This window comes from Phyllobacterium phragmitis (assembly GCF_002980495.1).
Classification (GTDB): Bacteria; Pseudomonadota; Alphaproteobacteria; order Rhizobiales; family Rhizobiaceae; genus Paramesorhizobium; species Paramesorhizobium phragmitis.
In genome coordinates this window covers 1-14174 of record NZ_PVBR01000011.1, presented here as the reverse complement: position 1 = coordinate 14174, position 14174 = coordinate 1, and the positions used below count along the sequence as shown (strand labels likewise).

The following is a 14174-nucleotide window of genomic DNA, read 5'->3' as shown; positions in this document are numbered from 1 at the left end:
TGTTACATGCAATGTAACACGCCTGATTTTGGTTTGACAGCTTTGTGACAGAATTCTAAGCATTGAGGAGAAACGGGGCTGCTCCCGTTCGTGGAAGCCGGCAAAAAGATCGGCCAACGACTCGAAACCACGAGAGAGGAACAATGACAAAAACATTCTTGAAATCGGCGGCGTTGATGCTGCTTGCAACCGCGGCGATCCCGACACCCGGCTTGGCGCAGGCCGCACCGCTTATCATCGGCATGTCCACCACGCCCACCACGCTCGATCCGCACGAGGACAGCTCGGCGCCGAACAATGCGACCTCTCGCCATATATGGGACAGCCTGATCAACCTGACGGGCGTCTCGACCAACCAGCCCGAACTGGCCACGGAATGGAAGACGGTGGATCCAACCCATTGGGAGTTCAAGCTGCGCGAGGGCGTGAAATTCCACGACGGCAGCACTTTCGATGCGGAAGACGTGGTCGCCTCCTTGCTTCGTGCCCGCGACAAGCCGAGCCAGGGTTTCGCCTCCTATACCCGCAACATCGTCAAGGTCACCGCGAAGGATCCGATGACGGTGATTGTCGAAACCAGCGTGCCCGATCCGCTGCTCCTGAATTCCATCAGCCGCATCCGCATCATCAGCGCCGATTGCGCCGAGGCTCCTGTCCAGGATTTCGACAACGGCAAATGCGCCATCGGGACTGGCGCTTACACCTTTTCCTCCTTTTCGCCGGGCGACCGGCTTGTCCTGAAGCGCAATGACGATTATTTCGCCGGCGCCTCACATTGGTCCGACGTCACGCTTCGCTTCCTGCCGGACGACGGCGCGCGTCTGGCTTCGCTGTTGTCCAACGAGATCGATATCATCGAAGCCTTGCCGGCTGACGGAATGGCGCGTGTCGAGGGGAGCGAGGATCTCCAGGTCATCAACGGCCAGTCGTCGCGTTTGGTCTATCTCGGCATGGATGTCAGCAATGACGTATCGCCCTTCATCAAGGCGGCCGACGGTTCGGCGCTGAGCGAGAACCCGCTGAAGGACGAGCGCGTGCGCCGCGCCATCCTGATGGCGATCAATCGCCCGGCCATCGTCGAGCGCGTCATGCAGAAGAACGGTACCGTTGCCGATCAGTTCGTCGCCCAGGGCTATATGGGGCATTCGGAAGCGGTGGAGCCCGTCTCCTATGATCCGAAGGCTGCAAAGGCCCTTCTTGCGGAGGCTGGGTATCCAGATGGCTTCCGCTTGACGCTGCATGGTCCTTCGGGGCGTTATGTGAAGGATAGCGAGATCGTCCAGGCGGTTGGCCAGATGCTGGCGCGCATCGGTATCCAGACGCAGGTCGAAGTCCAGCCATGGTCGATGTATTCGGAAGCCTATCCCGACGGCAAGTTCAGCCTCTTCCTCGGATCGTGGGGCGTGAACACGGGGGAGACGACCAATCCCACCGTCGCTCTGGTCGCCACGCGCAACGAGGAAAAGGGAACCGGCCGCTATAATGGCGGCGGCATCTCGGATCCGAAAATCGACGAAGTGCTGGCAAAAGCAAGCTCTACGCTCGATGAGACGGAACGGCTCCCGCTGCTCGGAAAGTTGTCAGAACTGACCTTCAACAAGCTGTGGCTGCTGCCGATGCATTACGAGAACGTCGTGCTCGGTGCCAAGAAGACCGTCCGCTACACCCCGCGCGGCGACAAATATACGCTCGCCTATTTCGTCGAGCCCGCACAATAAGCACGGCAAAGGACGGGAGGCATCAGGCCACCCGTCCATTTTTTCTCCAGGAGACCAGCATGCAGGAACTCGGTACGAGCGGCGCAGCCGCCCGGGCACGGGCAGTCTACGACTATGGACAGACGGCGATCTTCGCCTCGACGATCGATCCCAGGCTCCACCTTCTTCTCTACATTCCGCCGACCGCCGCGGACGGTCGGAAGATCGACCTTCTGGTTGCGGTGCATGGCACCGGTCGGACTTCGGCGATCGAATTTCGCGACGGGTTCGCCGAATTCGGTCTCTACAATGATTGCGCCGTCCTTTGTCCGATCTTTCCGGTGAACGTCATGGGTGACGGTGCGCGGTCCGGCTACAAATACATGCAGGAAGGCGACCTTCGCTATGATCGCGCTGTGCTTGCCATGGTGGAGGAGATGGCGGCGAAATACGGTCAAGACTGGTCCAAGTTCGCGATCTTCGGCTTCTCCGGCGGTGGACATTTCGCGCATCGCTTCGCGATCCTGCATCCCGGGAAGCTGTGGGCGGCCTCCATCGGTGCGCCGGGTTCGGTCACGCTTCTCGATCCGAACCGCGACTGGTGGGTGGGTATTCGCGATATCGAGGCGCGCTTCGGCAAGCGGTTCGATCCCGAGACGCTGGCCAAGGTTCCCGTTCATATGGTCGTCGGCGATGCCGATCTGGAAACCTGGGAAATCACCCACAAGCCCAGCAGCGTCTACTATATGGAAGGCGCCAACGACGCCGGCGAAACCCGCCCGGCACGGCTCGAGGCTCTGGCCGCATCCTTTCGCGCCGCCGGCGTCGATGTGACGTTCGACAAGGTGGCGGGCGTTTCCCATGACCGGATGAAGGTGCTCGGCCATGTGAAAGCCTTCCTCGCCAAGGTCCTGGCTGAAAGGCGCATGAAATGAAGAATGCGACGATCGTGGCGCCGCAGCCGGAGGCGGTGGAAGCCGGGGCCGCCGTGCTTGAGCGCGGCGGCAATGCGGTCGACGCCGCACTCGCCTGCGCGTTTGTCCAGGGCGTGGTCGATCCGCAGATGGCGGGCATCGGCGGTTTTGGCTCAATGCATGTCTATATGCCGTCAAAGGGCGTTCACGACATTCTCGAATTCTATGCCCGCGCGCCATTGGCCGCGACGCCCGACATGTGGGTCGACAAGGTCCAGGGCGAGAGCCGCGACGGTTTCGGTTATATTCTCGACGGCAATATCTCCGATATCGGCTATCTCGCCGTTTGCACGCCAGGTTCCTTGAAAGGCTATGAAACGGCACTGCGTGACTATGGCAGCTTTGACTGGGCCGACCTGATCGCGCCTGCGATAGACTATGCCCGCAATGGCTTGATGATCCGCAACCACATGCACTGGTACTGGTCCAAGGATCAGTCCGACGATGGTTTCGCCAACACGCAGGACAAGCTGCGCTTCTCGTCGACCGGCCGGAAGGTCTATTTCCGCGATGACGGGTCGCTGCGCGATGTCGGCGAAACACTCGTCAATCGCGACATGGCCGACACGCTGGAGCTTATCGCCAGGAGCGGCGGCTCCGACATATTTTATCACGGTGAGCTTGCAGAGCGGATCGCCGACGATTTTGCTGCAAACGGCGGTCTCATCGGCCGCGATGATCTGGCGAAATACGAACTTTCGAAAGTCTCGCCGATCTGGGGCGAATATCGCGGGCACCGCATCGCCACCTCGCCACCGCCGGGTTCCGGCTTCCCGATGCTCGAAATCCTCCACATCATGGAGAATTTCAACGTCCGCACCATGCAGCACGGCGGGACAGAGCATGTCAGGACACTGTTCGAGGCGATGAAGCGCATGACCATCGACAAGGACGCCCATATGGGCGATCCCGAATATGTCGATGTCCCGTTCGAACGCTTGATATCGAAATCCCACGTGGCCGCCCATGCGCAGGCAATCAGGGCAGGGGAGCGGGCCGATGTCCGCCGGATGGACCGTTCGCAGCGCGAGACGACCCACGTCTCCGTCATCGACAAGCATGGCAACGCGGTGGCGATGACCCATACGCTCGGCAGTCCGTCGGGCGCCATCACCGACGGGCTCGGCTTCATGTACAACGGCACGATGAGCCGCTTCAATCCATACCCCGGCAAACCCGGATCGATCGCGCCGGGCAAGCGTCGCCCGAGTTCGGCCGCTCCGACCATCGTCTTCAACGGCGACGATCCCTATGTGGTGGTCGGCGCACCTGGCGGCAGCTATATTGCGCCGACGGTGGCGCAATGCCTGATGAACATCATCGACTTCGATATGTCGGTTCTCGAGGCGGTGATGGCGCCACGCGTTGTCGGCGTGTCGAACAAAATCGATATCTGCAACCGCATTCGCCGTTCCGTTGAGAAGGAGCTTCGCAACGAAGGCTACGACGTTGCCCGTTCGCCGCAGACTTATGCCTTCGCTGCCCTCCATGCGATCAAGATCGAGGACGGGGTATCCCGCGGCGCCGCGGATCCCCAACGCGACGGGCTTTCGCTGTCGGTGGCGTGAGAAAGGAAAGGCATCATGGCCATCTCCCTGATACGGCGGCTGATCCAGGCATTGTTCGTGATCCTCGCCATGACAGTGATCGTCTTCATCGGCGTCAGCGTCATCGGCAACCCGGTCGACATCCTGATCAATCCCGATGCAAACCAGGCTGAGAGGCTGCGCGTCATCGCGCATTACGGTCTCGACCAACCCTTGTGGAAACAATATCTGCTATTTCTCCAAGGGCTCACGCATGGTGATTTCGGCGACAGTTTCGTCTATGGCCGTCCGGCATTGGGGTTGATCCTCGAAAGACTGCCGGCCACCCTCGAACTGGCGATCTCCGCATTGTTGATCGCGATCGTCATCGGGCTGCCGCTCGGGCTCTATGCCGGACTCTATCCGAACCGCCTGTCGTCCCGCATCATCATGAGCGGTTCCATCCTCGGCTTCTCCCTGCCGACCTTCTGGGTCGGGCTCATGCTGATCATGGTGTTTTCGGTCGAACTGCGCTGGTTGCCCACCAACGGGCGAGGCGTCACGGCGGAATTCCTCGGTGCGCAATGGTCCTTTCTTACGAAAGACGGCCTGGTCCATCTGCTTTTGCCGGCCTTCAATCTTGCCCTGTTCAAGACCTCGCTCATATTGCGGCTGACGCGCGCCGGGGTCCAGGAAGTGCTGCCGCAGGACTACATCAAGTTTGCCCGCGCCAAGGGACTGCCCGAACGCCGCATCATCTTCGTGCATGTGCTGAAGAACCTGATGATCCCGCTCGTGACCATCATTGGCCTGGAATTCGGGTCGCTGATCGCGTTCTCGGTCGTAACCGAGAGCATCTTCGCCTGGCCGGGCATGGGAAAGCTCATTATCGACTCGATCAATCTCCTCGATCGGCCCGTCATCGTCGCCTATCTGATGATGATGGTGCTGCTGTTCGTCACCCTGAACTTCCTCATCGATGTCTGTTACACGCTGCTGGACCCGCGCGTCCGGCTCGATGCGAGGGCTTGAGACATGACTATTGCCCCTCTCCCAGTAATGCCCGAAGCCCCGCCGGAGCCGGGCAGGCTACGCCGGCAACTGCAGGAATTTTCCCGATCGCCAGGGGCGGTGACCGGTCTCGCCGTCCTCATCATCATCATTGTGCTGGCGGTCTTCGCATCGGTCATCTCGCCGCAGGATCCCTATGATTTGACGCAGCTCGACATCCTCGACGGCCGTCTGCCGCCAGGGTCTGAATCCTTCTCAGGCCTCGTCTACCATCTGGGGACCGACAGCCAGGGGCGGGACATCCTGTCCGGCATTCTCTACGGCCTGAGAACGTCGCTTACCGTGGGCATTCTTTCGGCTTTCGCGGCTGCGATCATCGGTACGACGGTGGGCCTGATCGCTGCCTATATCGGCGGCCGCACCGAGAATGCGCTCATGCGTCTGGTGGACCTGCAGCTGTCCTTCCCGACGATCCTGATGGCGCTCATGATGCTGGCCATTCTCGGCAAAGGCGTCCTCAACGTCGTGATCGCCCTGATCATTGCCGAATGGGCGACCTATGCGCGGACCGTTCGGGCGACAGCCCTGGTCGAGCGCGAGAAGGAATATATCGAGGCGGCCCGCTCCTTCCGGCTGCCCGGCTGGCGTATCCTGTTCAGGCATCTCCTGCCCAACTGTCTCGCGCCGGTGATCGTCATCGCCACCATGCAGGTCGCTCGCGCCATCGGGCTCGAGGCGACGTTGTCCTTCCTCGGGCTGGGCGCCTCGGTCACCGAACCATCGCTGGGCATGTTGATCTCCAACGGCTATCAATATCTGCTCACCGGGCTCTACTGGATCAGCTTCTTCCCCGGCATAGCATTGCTGGTCACCATCGTTTCCATCAATCTCGTGGGTGACCGGCTGCGCGATGTCCTCAATCCGAGGAATACGTGATGTCTGCTCTCCTAGAGGTCCGCAATCTCGCCACGGAATTCGGCGCCAAGCTCGGACTGCGCGCGGTCAACGACGTTTCCTTCCGGCTTGAGCGCGGCAAGGTGCTTGGCCTGGTCGGCGAGTCCGGCTCGGGAAAGTCCGTGACCGGGTTCTCGATCATGGGCCTGCTCGACAGACCGGGGCGTGTGGTCGACGGCCAGATCCTGTTTGACGGGACCGACCTCGCCACGCTTTCCGACGCCGAGATGCGCCGGCTGCGCGGCAAGCGGATCGCCATGGTTTTCCAGGATCCGATGATGACCCTCAATCCGGTGCTGACCGTCGGCACGCAGATGATCGAGGCTGTGCGGGCACATGATCCCGTGTCGAAGGACGTCGCTCGCCAGCGATCGCGCGATGCGCTCGGCCTCGTCGGCATTCCCAGTCCTGACGAGAGGCTTTCCGCCTATCCGCACGAATTTTCCGGCGGCATGCGCCAGCGCGTGGCGATCGCCATCGCGCTTCTCCACCATCCCGACCTGATCATCGCCGACGAGCCGACGACGGCGCTTGACGTCACGATCCAGAGCCAGATCATCTCGGAATTTCAAAAGCTTGCCGAACAGTCGAACACGGCCGTGATCTGGATCACCCACGATCTGGCCATTGTCTCGCGGCTCGCCGATGATATCGCGGTAATGTATGCCGGGCGGCTGGTGGAGACGGGCAGCGTCGAGGAGGTTCTCGGGGACCCACGGCACCCCTATACAAGGGGGCTGATCATGTCCGTGCCGTCGCAGAACCATCGCGGCGAACCCCTGCGGCAGATCCCGGGCATGACGCCGGCTATCAATCGTCTGCCGCCGGGATGCAGTTTTCGCACGCGGTGCGAACAGGCGACCGACGCTTGCGCGGCGATGCCCGACCTGATGTCGGAAGGCAGCCGCGCCTTCCGCTGTTTCCATCCTGTGGCAAGGATAGACGCCTGATGCGCGACCTGACACCCCCTCTCATCGAAGCCCGCGGCATATCACGCCGCTTCGGATCGAAGCCGGATCTGGCGGCAAAAATCGCGCTGCGCCTGGGCCTCGCCAAGCCGCAGCCGATCGTACACGCCATCGACAATGTCAGCTTGAGCATCCGCAGGGGCGAGGTCGTGGGTCTTGTCGGAGAAAGCGGTTGCGGCAAATCCACCTTGGGGCGGGTTATTGCCGGGATCATTCCGCCGAGCGAGGGCCAGGTGATCTGGCAGGGCAGGGACCGCGAAAGCCTGAACCCGAAGGAGCGTCATGCGGCGGCGCTCGCCACGCAGATGATCTTCCAAAACCCGATGGCAGCGCTCAATCCCCGGATGAGCATCGAGGACATCGTGTCCGAGGCGCCACGCACCCATGGCCTGGTGCCCAAGGGCGGCCGGCAGGACTATGTCGATCGCTATCTGCGCCTTGCGGGCTTCGATCCGACGATGAAGGGACGCTACCCGCACCAATTCTCAGGCGGCCAGCGGCAGCGCGTCAACATCGCGCGGGCACTCGCCGTGCAGCCCGACTTCCTCGTCTGCGACGAAAGCGTCGCCGCACTTGATGTTTCGATCCAGGCACAGGTCATCAACCTCTTCATGGAGTTGCGGGAGAGGCTCGATCTCACCTATCTCTTCGTCAGCCATGATCTTGGCGTCGTCGAACACATCTCCGACCGGGTGGCAATCATGTATCTCGGCCGCATCGTCGAAGAAGCGCCGGTTGAAGAGGTTTTCCTACGGTCCAATCATCCCTATACTCAGGCATTATTGGCTGAAGTGCCTCGCATCGAACTGACCAAGCGCCGCTTCAAAGCGGTGGAAGGTGAACTGCCAAGCCCGCTCAATCCTCCGAATGGATGCCATTTCCATCCGCGTTGTCCGTTTGCGATGGATCGATGCCGGATTGAAGTGCCTCTGAAGCGTGAAGTAGCGCCCGGACATTTGTCAGCCTGCCACTTGAACGACCAACCCACGGTCTAATCCTGACGCTTACGAACGACACGCTTTCAAACAAGAGTTCCGCCGCGGCAACTCAATCCCTGCAGGTGTGGCCGACGTTCATGGACATCAAGTCACCCATTCTCGCTACGATTTCATCCAGCACTGCAATTCGCCGGCTGCCCGAAGGGCGAATGGCGAAATAGGACACATCGATAGCAGGGAGGAACGGAACGCTCGTTATGTTTGTTCCAGCGGCGCGGATTGTCGTCTGATCGACAATCGCTATCCCCATGCCAGCGGCGGCGAAATGGCAGCAATTGAGCATCGAAGTTTCCATCGTGCTGATAGGGGCATGCTCGGCACTTGCAAATGCACGATCCAGCGCCAGCCTTAGCGGAGAATTCCGTCCGGCTGTCAGGACGCGATAATCATAGAGATCGGCCGGTGTAATGACCTCGCGTGAGGCAAGAGGGTGATCGGGCTGCATGGCTGCCACCGCATGTGAGCTATGCAGCAAAACGGCATTGTGGTCGCCCCTGCGTGGAGAGCCAAACACGAAGCCGAGATCATAGTGATTATTCTCGACCATATCCCAGATATGGCGGCTGTTTTCGACATCGATGACAAGTGGCAGGTCGATCCTGTTGCCGACGACTTCGATGATTGCCTGCTGAAGATAAGGTCGCACCAGGGACGTCACGCTGGCTATGCGTAAGACGATGTTCTTGTGTTGCCTTATGTCGGTTGCCGCGCGCGCGATCTGATCCAGGCCGATATAAAGGCGCTCGACCTCATGGAACAGCAATGTCGCTTCCAGGGTTGGCACAAGGCGGGTGCCCTGACGCTCGAACAAGCTGATTTGAACGGCTTCCTCAAGATCTCTGATCAAGCGGCTGACGGCTGGCTGCGTGATATTCATCGCTTCGGCCGCAGCTGTAATTCCACCTGTCATGATGACACTTCGAAAAGCTTCAACCTGTCGCGATTTCAGACGCATCGTCCATCAACCCATAACATCAAGACATGAATATAGTACCAAATACAATTTTTCATGCATGCATGAAAGGGCTAGTTCTGTGAGCTGATCCGCGGAGAGGCGCGGAAATCGGAGCATTCGGAGGAGTTCCCATTATGAAGCGTTTCGCTTACGCGGTTTTGGCTGCGTCTGTCGCTCTTTTCCCTGCATCGTCGTTTGCCAGGGATCTGACCGTCGGATTGTCGGCATCAACGACGTCGATGGACCCGCAATTCTATGTGGTGGGTCCCAACAGCGCCATGGCGCGCAATATTTTCGACGGATTGGTGAACCAGGATGCCAAGCAGCAGATTCAGCCTGCGCTGGCGCAATCCTGGCGCCGGATCGATGATACGACCTGGGAGTTCAAGCTGCGGCCGAACGTCAAGTTCCATGATGGCAGCGATTTCACCGCACAGGATGTCGTCGCCAGCATCAAGCGCGTGCCGTTTGCGGCGACCAACAGCCCGAGTTCCTTTACGCCCTATGTAAAGGCGATCAAGGATGTCGTCGCTGTCGATCCGCTGACGGTGCAGGTCAAGACCGATGGTCCAACACCGCTTCTGCTCAACAATCTGACCCGGATTGCCATTCTGCCGGCATCGCAGGGGAAGACGACGACGGCGGAAATGAACAAGGGCAATGGCGTGATCGGTACCGGCCCGTTCAAGTTCGTCTCCTGGACGCCGGACGACAATATCGTGCTCGCCCGCAATGACGACTATTGGGGCGGAAAGGCGCCCTGGGAAAAGGTCACTTTCCGCATTTTCAAGAACAGCAGCGCGCGCGTTGCGGCGATCCTTTCCGGTGATGTAGACCTCATCGAAAACATTCCCACGGCCGATACGCGCCGGCTGGAATCCTCCGATGCGATCAATGTGATCGAGGTCACCGGCAATCGCCTGATGTATCTGCATATGGATCAGGACCGTGAGGTGTCTCCCTTTGCCAAAGGAGCGGATGGCAAGAACCCGCTTTTGAAGCCGGAGGTGCGCCGCGCTCTTTCACTTTCGATCAATCGTGAGGCAATTGTCGATCGCGTGATGGACGGGCAGGGGACGCCCGCAGGGCAAGTCGTACCCGAAGGCTATTTCGGCTATGATCCGGCACTCAAGGTCGACCCTTATGATCCCGCAAAGGCCAAGCAACTTTTGGCAGAGGCAGGCTATCCCGACGGATTTGCGTTGACCGTCCATGCCTCCAACGACCGCTATCCGAATGACTCGAGGGTTGCACAGGCTATCGGCCAGTTCTTCAGCCGGATCGGCATCAAGACCGATGTGACGACCTTGCCGGGAAGCGTCTACTTCACCCGTGCATCGGCTCTTGAATTCAGCCTCATCATGGGGGGCGCGGCGGTTGAAACCGGCGAGGCTTCAGGCGTGCTTGGCCCTATCTTCGAAACCTATGGCGACAATGCCGGTCAGGGAAATCGCGGCCGCTATACCAATCCGGAATTCGACAAGACTCTCGAAGAGGCGCGCAAGACGCTGGATGATGCGAAACGCGAGAAGCTGTTGCAGAAAGCAACTGAAATCGCCATGCACGATCTGGGTGTTATCCCACTGTTCTTCCTCGCCAATAGCTGGGAAGCCGCTGTAGCGCTCAGGCCGTGGCCGGTGAGGGCAACGCTGCGCGTTCAGATCATGATCGAGATCGACAAGCGCATCAACGTTGAAGGCGCTAAGATCGTGTAGCGCGCAATTTCAGTTGGCACGAACGCGCAAGTTCACTTGGCATTTTCCCCTCACCGGGCGATAAAGCCAAAGGTCTGAATGACATTGGACGGGGGGAATGATGAGCACAGCGTACCACATGGTGCATTATCGCCGCTTTGAGGCGGACGCGAAGGCGCCGAAGGGCAAGACGATCGAGGTCCTCTGCCGCGAGGCCCTCAATACTCAGAACGACAAATCGAAGCTGTGGGCTCGGCCGGAGGACCGAGTATTCGACGTGGGCAACGGTGATGGCCGCAAGATATTCCTGAACAAGGTCGCTGACCTGTCCGATGCCGTGTTCGGTGAGATGTGCCTCGCACAGGAAAAGGACATGCAGGCGCTCCTGAACATGAAGCCCTCGCAGGTGAAATTGTCGGACCTGACCACGGCGACAGTCTATGACCTTGACGAGCGGGTGGCACCAAAGGGGTCTCAGTTCATCCGGGGACTGGCCTACTGGATCGCAATCGGCAATCACGTCCTCTTTTTGAAGACACACTCCATGACGCCGGAGTTCGTGCGGCTGTACCTCGATTGGCTGCTCAAATCGCGCGGGGCTGTGGTGGATCCGGCCATGTCGTTCGCCCTCAATGCCGAGTTCGACAAGACCGCGACGGCGGGAGACATTGGCGAGATACGCAACCTCCGGGTGGCGGGAAAATCGGTGCCGCAGGTCATCAACTTTGAAGGCGAGGCCGAGAAGCGCGAAGTCAAGACCTCCCGGCGCGTTGCGGACAAATTTGCCCAGATGCAGCAGGCGGTGCCAATCGTGAAGGCGCTGTTTGGCGACAAGCAGGCTGCGTCGCTCATTGAAAGTCTCGGTCCCGAGGAGTATCTTGCTGTTGAAGCGTCGGTGAAGGTCCGGGGACGCCGGACCGAGGAATCACGCAAGAAGTTCCAAGCCATTGCGAATGATCTTGCGGACGAATCAGACGCCCAAGTGCAAATTGAGGGCAAGGACGGCCAGATAAGGGATGGCGATGCCATTCTGCGGACCCGTATGCCGTTCCACATGCCCCATGAAGGGAGCAATCTTCTGGAGTTCGACAACGTCTCGGACCAGCTCCAAGAGGTATATTCTCGCTTCGTTAAGGATGGAAAGATCAAGGCCTGATGGCCAGAGCGCCGACCATTGTTGTTACCCTGATTGTCGCCGGTCTGTTTGCGTGGGCGGTCCCGCTCGTGCGCCTGTTCGGCGCGTTCCAGCCGCTCATTGTCGCCCTCTCCATCATGGTTGCGGCGGTGTTCGTCCGCCTCAATCGCGGAATGCCCACGCTCGAGTGGAAGAGCCTTGATCCTGATAAGCGCAAGGACCTGACCGCCTCTATCGTAAGCGTGACGACCGAGTACGGCTGGATCATCGGCATCAACGCGGCTGCGCTGGTTGGACTGGTCACGCTGTCGGTGATCGGGGCGGAGGATGCCGCCTTGTGGCCGGAAGATGCCCGCCGGACCGTCGCCGGTGTCGTGGGCGGCGTTGTCACCCTATGCGCCGCTCGCATGGCCTACGTGGTGTGGCGGGACATCGACATTGTCCGCTTGCAGAAGCGCCTGATTGACGGCGCTGCATCGAAGGAATCAGAAGAGCGGGAGCTCGCCCTCGCTGACGAGAAGGTGGCGCGCATCCGAGGCGCGAACGTCCGGCCGGTCGAGGTGAAGCCTCCCAAGGCGTGGGGCGAATAGATCGCCGAATGAGGGGGTATGCTGATTGGCAGTTGTTTTATGTTTCCGATGTTTTCGGAAAATGCTTGCGGATTTGATTGATTACGGCTGCGACGTGTTTCCGTGGTGCCCAATTATAACGGCCGAAGGTATCATGGAAACCAACGTCAATAATTTTGCTATCCCGTAGCCCCCCATGATTAAGGGGAAAATAGACGCGAAATTCCTCACCCACCTCTATTTTCTTCGGAAGTCCGCCGCTAAATGGCCCTTTGGTGAGGTTCATTTCAGATGGAAAATTGTGCAGCGGATTCAAGATGGCCCAGGTTTGCGATTTCTTCATGAGACGTCGCAGCGTTGAGTGTTTAGGGCGCCCGACAGAAGAATGAAGAGTGACCGCCCCCGGTCCATAGTTGGTAGCACTTAGCGAAATCACTTGGGTGCCTTCATCGTCCCCTACGACCGTCATTACCTGGAACGTCGTGCGTACCTTCGGTTTTGGGTAGATGAATTTCGACCACACATTCCAGATGAAACCAGCAAGGGAAATTGCGACAGAGAAAAGGCTTATTACAAAGGCCTAATCAGCGGTAGTCATACATTTGCCCGGAGCGTTGCCGCTGAGTTCTCAATTCGGGAGAAATCTCATTCATTGGCTCGACCAACCACGCTCGTTCATTGTCGGCATCTCAATCGTGGCCACCGGGGGCACTTTCCTTGATTTTTGCTCGGACTTTGGCAACAGCGATTCCAGCCGATCAATTACAGCGCCGAGCGCGAGGCAAATCACGCCTAGACCAAAGGCAACCGCACCTAAGATCTCATGAATAGAGGAAGCTGCAGTGATCAGGACTGCGATGCCTCCAAGCATCTGCAGTCCGCCCAGGGTGGAAATAAGGAATTTCATAAGATGCCCCTTTGTTGTGGGGAACATCACTCAACCGTCGGCCGTCGTCAATCCTTCTTCAGCCTCGTGCCTGGGCGGTTGCTGTGTCGCGTCTACTGGCCGCGCATCAGAAAATATCATTTAAAATCAATAATTGTCAGTTGCAGCATGACGCGACAAAAAATGAACCGCATGCCATGCCGGTCCACCTGTTAATATATTGATTTTCTTATGAAAATAGGTGATAGCGGAGGAAGGCTACCGCCAGTACAGGGCGTCGACTAAATTTATGTGCTGAGGAGGGTTCACCGATTAGTAGGCGATACTGGTAGGTGCAAATCCCGCCCCCGCAACCAATTCAAACATAAGTCGTTGATCGTGCATATATAACAAGCGCTTAGGCCGCCAACTAGCGGTCGCTTTGCGTTCAGGCTTCGGTTCTCGGGCATGGGCATGGCGATCATATTCATCGGGTTTCACGAGTTCGAATCCTCTCCCCACGCGAAAAAGCCCGCTTTGACTTGACTTGGGGCCTATCCCCGCGTGTGCGGGGGAGACAAGTGATCGACCTGAAAGGGGGCCGGGGCGTCGGGTCTATCCCCGCGTGTGCGGGGGAGACCGGCGCGGATGTTATCTCGACTGGCCTTGGCTGGGTCTATCCCCGCGTGTGCGAGGGAGACAGAAGGAAGAGAAATCCGGGTTCGGCATCCAGTTCGGTTCGAGCGGCAGCGGCTTCTCCGTTGGCATCGGTGCGAAAAAGACCAAGGACGAACTGAACCAGGGCGCGCAGACCAATGCAGGCTCCAG

General features: G+C 59.1%; 13 protein-coding genes. 10 read left to right on the top strand and 3 right to left on the bottom strand.

What is annotated here, in order from left to right:
• The first annotated feature begins 143 nt into the window (after positions 1 to 143).
• From C5748_RS15395 to C5748_RS15365, 7 genes are read left to right on the top strand one after another with little or no spacing between them, the layout of a single operon-like run.
• The gene (locus C5748_RS15395) at positions 144 to 1718 is read left to right on the top strand and encodes an ABC transporter substrate-binding protein (RefSeq protein WP_105742828.1); all 1575 of its coding nucleotides are present in this window, start codon (positions 144 to 146) and stop codon (positions 1716 to 1718) included.
• Positions 1719 to 1777: 59 nt separating this feature from the next.
• Positions 1778 to 2632: an alpha/beta hydrolase gene (locus C5748_RS15390; protein WP_105742827.1), complete on the top strand. Its 855-nt coding sequence runs from the start codon at positions 1778 to 1780 to the stop codon at positions 2630 to 2632.
• A complete protein-coding gene (gene ggt, locus C5748_RS15385) occupies positions 2629 to 4239 on the top strand; it encodes a gamma-glutamyltransferase (RefSeq protein ID WP_105742826.1) in 1611 nt (536 codons plus the stop codon). The genes C5748_RS15390 and ggt overlap by 4 nt, the downstream gene beginning before the upstream one ends.
• A gap of 15 nt (positions 4240 to 4254) precedes the next feature.
• Positions 4255 to 5229 carry an ABC transporter permease gene (locus C5748_RS15380; protein WP_105742825.1) on the top strand — a complete coding sequence of 325 codons (975 nt, stop codon included), beginning with the start codon at positions 4255 to 4257 and terminating at the stop codon, positions 5227 to 5229.
• Positions 5230 to 5232: 3 nt separating this feature from the next.
• Positions 5233 to 6144, top strand: a complete 912-nt coding sequence (locus C5748_RS15375; protein ID WP_245581814.1) for an ABC transporter permease — start codon at positions 5233 to 5235, stop codon at positions 6142 to 6144.
• Positions 6144 to 7112 (top strand): ABC transporter ATP-binding protein, encoded by a 969-nt coding sequence (locus C5748_RS15370; RefSeq protein ID WP_105742823.1) that lies wholly within the window; start codon positions 6144 to 6146, stop codon positions 7110 to 7112. Before C5748_RS15375 ends, C5748_RS15370 begins: the two co-directional genes overlap by 1 nt.
• Positions 7112 to 8125, top strand: coding sequence for an ABC transporter ATP-binding protein (locus C5748_RS15365; RefSeq protein WP_105742822.1), 1014 nt, complete (start codon positions 7112 to 7114; stop codon positions 8123 to 8125). Before C5748_RS15370 ends, C5748_RS15365 begins: the two co-directional genes overlap by 1 nt.
• Before the next feature lie 52 nt (positions 8126 to 8177).
• Here the strand turns inward: C5748_RS15365 and C5748_RS15360 are convergent, their stop codons facing one another.
• A complete protein-coding gene (locus tag C5748_RS15360) occupies positions 8178 to 9083 on the bottom strand; it encodes a LysR family transcriptional regulator (RefSeq protein ID WP_105742821.1) in 906 nt (301 codons plus the stop codon).
• A 134-nt stretch (positions 9084 to 9217) separates the two neighbouring features.
• Here C5748_RS15360 and C5748_RS15355 point away from each other — a divergent pair, with 134 nt between their 5' ends.
• The 3 genes from C5748_RS15355 to C5748_RS15345 all read left to right on the top strand — a co-directional run bounded on the left by C5748_RS15355 (position 9218) and on the right by C5748_RS15345 (position 12502).
• Positions 9218 to 10798: an ABC transporter substrate-binding protein gene (locus C5748_RS15355; RefSeq protein WP_105742820.1), complete on the top strand. Its 1581-nt coding sequence runs from the start codon at positions 9218 to 9220 to the stop codon at positions 10796 to 10798.
• A gap of 97 nt (positions 10799 to 10895) precedes the next feature.
• The gene (locus tag C5748_RS15350; RefSeq protein ID WP_245581813.1) at positions 10896 to 11933 is read left to right on the top strand and encodes a hypothetical protein; all 1038 of its coding nucleotides are present in this window, start codon (positions 10896 to 10898) and stop codon (positions 11931 to 11933) included.
• Positions 11933 to 12502: a hypothetical protein gene (locus C5748_RS15345; protein ID WP_105742819.1), complete on the top strand. Its 570-nt coding sequence runs from the start codon at positions 11933 to 11935 to the stop codon at positions 12500 to 12502. The genes C5748_RS15350 and C5748_RS15345 overlap by 1 nt, the downstream gene beginning before the upstream one ends.
• Positions 12503 to 12539: 37 nt before the next feature.
• Here C5748_RS15345 and C5748_RS27920 read toward each other — a convergent pair whose 3' ends face one another.
• Together C5748_RS27920 and C5748_RS15340 are read right to left on the bottom strand one after the other, a co-directional pair.
• Complete coding sequence (locus tag C5748_RS27920; protein WP_146119532.1) at positions 12540 to 12824, bottom strand: hypothetical protein; 285 nt, start codon at positions 12822 to 12824, stop codon at positions 12540 to 12542.
• A gap of 306 nt (positions 12825 to 13130) precedes the next feature.
• Positions 13131 to 13388: a hypothetical protein gene (locus C5748_RS15340; protein ID WP_146119531.1), complete on the bottom strand. Its 258-nt coding sequence runs from the start codon at positions 13386 to 13388 to the stop codon at positions 13131 to 13133.
• Positions 13389 to 14174 lie beyond the last annotated feature (786 nt).

Excerpts from the sequence above, each read along its gene's own strand:
- C5748_RS15395 (WP_105742828.1), top strand. The coding sequence starts at position 144 with ATGACAAAAACATTCTTGAAATCGGCGGCGTTGATGCTGCTTGCAACC.
- C5748_RS15390 (WP_105742827.1), top strand. The coding sequence starts at position 1,778 with ATGCAGGAACTCGGTACGAGCGGCGCAGCCGCCCGGGCACGGGCAGTC.
- ggt (WP_105742826.1), top strand. The coding sequence starts at position 2,629 with ATGAAGAATGCGACGATCGTGGCGCCGCAGCCGGAGGCGGTGGAAGCC.
- C5748_RS15380 (WP_105742825.1), top strand. The coding sequence starts at position 4,255 with ATGGCCATCTCCCTGATACGGCGGCTGATCCAGGCATTGTTCGTGATC.
- C5748_RS15375 (WP_245581814.1), top strand. The coding sequence starts at position 5,233 with ATGACTATTGCCCCTCTCCCAGTAATGCCCGAAGCCCCGCCGGAGCCG.
- C5748_RS15370 (WP_105742823.1), top strand. The coding sequence starts at position 6,144 with ATGTCTGCTCTCCTAGAGGTCCGCAATCTCGCCACGGAATTCGGCGCC.
- C5748_RS15365 (WP_105742822.1), top strand. The coding sequence starts at position 7,112 with ATGCGCGACCTGACACCCCCTCTCATCGAAGCCCGCGGCATATCACGC.
- C5748_RS15360 (WP_105742821.1), bottom strand. The coding sequence starts at position 9,083 with ATGCGTCTGAAATCGCGACAGGTTGAAGCTTTTCGAAGTGTCATCATG.
- C5748_RS15355 (WP_105742820.1), top strand. The coding sequence starts at position 9,218 with ATGAAGCGTTTCGCTTACGCGGTTTTGGCTGCGTCTGTCGCTCTTTTC.
- C5748_RS15350 (WP_245581813.1), top strand. The coding sequence starts at position 10,896 with ATGATGAGCACAGCGTACCACATGGTGCATTATCGCCGCTTTGAGGCG.
- C5748_RS15345 (WP_105742819.1), top strand. The coding sequence starts at position 11,933 with ATGGCCAGAGCGCCGACCATTGTTGTTACCCTGATTGTCGCCGGTCTG.
- C5748_RS27920 (WP_146119532.1), bottom strand. The coding sequence starts at position 12,824 with ATGAAGAAATCGCAAACCTGGGCCATCTTGAATCCGCTGCACAATTTT.
- C5748_RS15340 (WP_146119531.1), bottom strand. The coding sequence starts at position 13,388 with ATGAAATTCCTTATTTCCACCCTGGGCGGACTGCAGATGCTTGGAGGC.